Here is a 4704-nt window from a genome sequence, read left to right as displayed (position 1 = left end):
GCCGGACCCGTCCGGCGCGGCGAAGAGCGAGTCGAGGGTCTGCTCGGACACGCGGACATACCGCGCGGCGACCGCGAACGGCACCGCGACGGCGACCGCGAGCACCCCCGCGACCAGGCCGGTGAGGACTTGCCCGGAGCGGGGCAGCCGCCCGGGACGCAGGACGACGTAGGAGCGGACGACCAGGCAGAACCAGGCGACGGCACAGGCCGCGAACACCAGTGAGATCTGGCTCAGCCAACCCAGGGCGTGCCCGGCGAGGCCCGCGTCGGCGCCCGCGGCCACGACCGCGACGGAGACGGCCACGGTCAGGTAGCCGCCGAGCAGGAGCAGCCCGGTGCGCCACCGGCCCGCCCGCAGGTGGGCCGCGCCGGGCAGCACCGCCGACAGCGCCACCCAGCCGATGAGCGCGGCGGCTCTCCGTGCCGGCCCGCCGCGACGCGCCGACGGCGGCGCGGCGCCCTTCCGGGGTGCCAGATCAGGGGTGACCACGCGTCAATTGAAGCGACGCGGGCCGCGGAAAACCGGCGACCGGCCCGGGCCGGAGCAGTCCATACCGGCATTTGACCAGAGCTCGACCCGGGACTCGCCCTACCAGGGGAAGGCGAACAGGCCGTAGTAAGCGGCGGTCAGCAGCAGCAGCGCGGTCCCGCCGAGCACGCCGGCGAGGACGCTCTTCTGCCAGAGCGTCGGCTCCCACCCGTCCCGCAGGCCGCCCACCACCGCCGCGAACGCCGTGACCGTCTGCACGAGCATCACGATGGCCAGCAGCCGTACGACCAGCCACCCGGCCTGCACGGCGGGCCAGGCGCCGGCCTGGTTGACGGAGAACAGCACGATGAGCGTGATGAACGCCATGACGGCGGCCAGCTCACCGAGCCCGGTCCACGCCATACGGCGCAGCCGGCGCCTGAGGACGGGCCACAGGTGGACCCTGGCCTGCAGTCGCAGGTCGCGCCCGCGCAGCCGGACGACCATCTCGGTGACCGGCGCCGCGACGTATCCGACCGCGGTCAGGCAGAGCGTGAGCCACAGGATGGTGCTGTCCCCCCACCACGGCGCGGCGGGCACGTCGCTCGCCTCGAAGCGCTGCACCGGGGTCGCCCCCGCGATCGGCACCGGGGACCTGGCCGTACGCGGCAGGTCCTTGATCCAGTTCGCCAGCGTCGGCAGGTAGTCCGCCGCGTACGGCCCGCCGCGGATCCGCATCGCGTGGTCGGCCCCCGCGAGGAAGCGGATCGTGTAGTCGGTGTTGCCGCTTCGCGTCAGGGCGCCGGTGAGCGTCTCGGTGCTCTCCACGAAGGGGATGGACGGGTCGTCGGTGCCGTACAACGCGAGGACGGGCTGACTGATCCCGCGCAGGGCGGGCACCCCGTCGTAGCGCAGGAAGTCGAAGCCGACCCCGCCCATCACCCGGGTGAGCAGATCGCGCACGCCGGTCGGGGCGTGCAGGCGCAGCAGTTGCTCGTTCAGCGCCCAGGCGACCTGGCGCAGCGGCGAGACGTTCGGGGAGGAGACCAGGACCGCGAACGCGGCCTGCGGATCGCGGGCGGCGGCGACGGGGACGACCCAGCCGCCCTCGCTGACCCCCCACAGGCCGGCCCGCGCCGGGTCGACGTCCGGCCGCTCGCGCAGCACCCGCAGCATGCGCAGGGCGTCGTCGGCGAGCAGCCCGAAGTCGCGGCTGCGGAAGGAGTAGCCCACCGTCCGCTTGTCGTACGCCAGCGTCACGATGCCCGCCCGGGCCAGCCACTCGGCCTGCTGGGTGAACTCCCCGCCGTCGCCCGACCCCGAGCCCTGCACGAACACCATCGCCGGGTGGCGCCCCGGGGACAGGGGCGCCCTGATCGTCGCCTTCAACGTCTCGTTCTTCGCCAGAACGAGGATCGTCTCGGTACGGAACCTGTCGGTGCGGGCGACCGGGCGTACCTCGGCGGCCGGCTGCGGAGGTATCTCGCGGAACAGGGGCGAATCGGGCAGAGGTGGGGGGTCGAAGGCCGGAGGGGAGAGCAGGTGGCCGACGGCGGCGAGCATCACCATCAGCACACCGGCGATCACTCCGAGAGTGCCCCGGCCGACGTTCATGAGGCGCTCCCCCATGCGTGCGCGCGATACCGAATCCAGGCTAAGTCATTACTCGCCATTTACGATGCGCACCAGAGGGGTGGTTGGGGCCGTGTTTGTCGGCGGGACCTGTTAGCTTCCTGCGACATGCGTGTCCTGCACAGCTCCGACTGGCATCTGGGCCGGTCGTTCCACCGCGAGAGCCTGCTCGGCGCCCAGGCGGCGTTCGTCGACCACCTGGTCGAGACCGTGCGTGCCGAGCGCGTGGACGCCGTCGTAATCTCCGGCGACGTCTACGACCGGGCCCTGCCGCCCGTCGACGCGGTCGCGCTGTGCAACGAGGCGCTGGCCAGGCTCAAGGCCCTCGGCGTGCACACCGTGCTGATCAGCGGCAACCACGACTCCGCCGTACGGCTGGGCTTCGGCGCCGACCTCATGGAGCGGGTGCATCTGCGCACCGACCCCGGCCGGGCCTGGGAGCCGATCATGATCGGCGACGTGGCGTTCTTCGGCATCCCCTATCTGGAGCCCGAGCTCGTCCGGGGGCCGTGGGAGCTGGCCGAGCGCAGCCACACCGCCGCGGTCTCGTACGCGATGGAGCGCGTCCGGGCGCATCCGGCGGCGCGCAAGGTGGTGCTCGCGCACGCCTTCGTGACCGGGGGAGAGGCGAGCGACAGCGAGCGGGACATCAGCGTCGGCGGCGTCTCCAACGTGCCGCTGAGCGCCTTCGCCGGGGTCGACTACGCGGCGCTCGGCCATCTGCACGGGCGCCAGGTGATGAGCGAGACCGTCCGCTACAGCGGATCGCCGATCGCCTATTCCTTCTCCGAGGCCGGCCACACCAAGGGTTCCTGGCTGGTCGACCTCGCCACCGGCGGGACGGAGTTCGTCCCCGCCCCCGTGCCCCGGCCGGTGAGCACGGTGCGGGGCCGCATCGAGGACCTGCTGACCGACGCCCGCTACGACCGGTACGAGGACCACTGGCTGCAGGTGACGCTGACCGATCCGGTGCGGCCGCGCGAGGCGATGGAGCGCCTGCGCCGGCGCTTCCCGCACGCGCTGGCGCTCGCCTTCGAGCCGGACGGTGTGGCGCGGGGACCGGTGGCCCGGGCGAGGATCGCCGGCAGGCCCGAGATCGAGGTGGCGCTCGACTTCGTCCGCGAAGTCCGCGGCGAGCCCGCCGACGACGACGAACGGCGCCTGCTGGAGGAGGCGGTCGAGGCGTGCCGCATCAAGGAGAGCGCATGAGGGGCCTGTCCGCGCGGGTGGCGGTGCGGGAGCGCGGGCCCGGTCCGTGGACGAGTTTGGAGGTCCGGTGAGGCTGCATCGGCTGCGCCTGGTCGCGTTCGGGTCGTTCCCCGGGACGGAGGAGGTCGACTTCGACGCGCTCGGCGAGGCGGGCCTGTTCCTGATCCACGGGCCGACCGGCGCCGGGAAGACGACCGTGCTCGACGCCGTCTGCTACGCCCTCTACGGCAGGGTGCCCGGACAGCGGGAGAGCGCCCGGAGCCTGCGCTGCGACCACGCGCCGCCCGACCGGGGGCCGTCGGTGACGCTGGAGGTGACGATCCGGGGCAGGCGCCTGCGTATCACCCGTTCGCCCGCCTGGATGCGGCCGAAGCTGAGGGGCTCGGGCCTGGTGGAGGAGAAGGCGAAAGCCCTGGTCGAGGAGCTCGTCGAGGAGCTGACCGAGCCCGGCGGACGGTGGATCGCGCGAAGCACCCGCAGCGACGAGGCCGGCGACCTCGTGAACACGCTGACCGGCATGACCATGGCGCAGTTCTGCCAGGTCGCGATGTTGCCGCAGGGCGAGTTCGCGAAGTTCCTGCGAGCCGGCGGCGAGGAGCGGCGGGAACTGCTCGAACGGCTCTTCTCCGTGCGGGTGTTCGGCGACGTGGAGCGGTGGCTCGCCGACCACCGGACGCGCACCTGGCGGGATGCGCAGGAGCTGGGCCAGCGGGTCGAGTCGGTGTTCGACCGCATGCGCGGCGCGGCCGGAGACGACCTGCCCTTGCCCGAGGACGCCGCCGAGCCCGCCGCCTGGTCGCGGGAGGTGCTCGACCTCGCCCGCGGCGCGCTCGCCGGCGCGGTCGCGGCCGGCACGGCGAGCCATGAGGCGCTGCTGTCCGCCCGCGCCCGCCTGGAGGAGGGCCGGGCCCTGGCCGACCGGCAGCGCAGGCACGCCGCCGCCCTCGCCCGGCGGCAGGAGCTCGACGCGGCGGCCGACGAGCGGTCGGACCTGCAGGCCATGCTCGACGAGGCCGCGCGGGCCGACCGGGTGGCGCCGCTGATCCGGCAGGCCGGCCAGCGGGCGGAGACCGCGGCCAAGGCGCGGCGGCTGGCCGCCGACGCCACGCTCCGCGCGCTTCCCGGCCTCGCGGCGTCACGCGCCCTCGCGGGACCGGGCGTGGACCCGGGTGAGGAGCCCGAGGGAGTGAATCCCGAGCGGCTGGCCGCGCTGGAGCGGGAACGGCGCGACGAGGTCGCCCGGGTGCGCCAGATCCTCCCGGAGGAAGCGCGCCTCCGGCGGGTTCGCGACGAGCGCGCCGACGCCGAACACGGGCTCGCCGAGCTGACCGAGGAGGAGGCGATCGAGGAACTCAAGACGGACGGCCTGGAGGACGTCGTCGTGCCCAACGC

At 73.9% G+C, this 4704-nt stretch carries 3 protein-coding genes and 1 pseudogene; 2 read left to right on the top strand and 2 right to left on the bottom strand.

Translation table 11 applies throughout. The features are described 5' to 3' along the window. A pseudogene (locus AB0J39_RS38215) lies at nt 1-492 on the bottom strand (LytR family transcriptional regulator); the annotation flags it as partial. Nucleotides 493-591: 99 nt separating this feature from the next. Further along, nucleotides 592-2085, bottom strand: coding sequence for a prolyl oligopeptidase family serine peptidase (locus AB0J39_RS38210; protein WP_363473901.1), 1494 nt, complete (start codon nt 2083-2085; stop codon nt 592-594). A gap of 126 nt (nt 2086-2211) precedes the next feature. Between AB0J39_RS38210 and AB0J39_RS38205 the strand changes: the two genes are divergently transcribed. Further along, nucleotides 2212-3312, top strand: a complete 1101-nt coding sequence (locus AB0J39_RS38205) for an exonuclease SbcCD subunit D (protein WP_363473899.1) — start codon at nt 2212-2214, stop codon at nt 3310-3312. Between the two features lie 67 nt (nt 3313-3379). Further along, nucleotides 3380-4704 (top strand): SMC family ATPase (locus tag AB0J39_RS38200; protein WP_363473897.1); only part of this gene is annotated, 1325 nt, incomplete at its 3' end.

Source organism: Microbispora sp. NPDC049633, from assembly GCF_040675265.1.
Taxonomy (GTDB): Bacteria; Actinomycetota; Actinomycetes; order Streptosporangiales; family Streptosporangiaceae; genus Microbispora; species Microbispora maris.
This window is presented reverse-complemented; position numbering and strand designations above follow the sequence as displayed.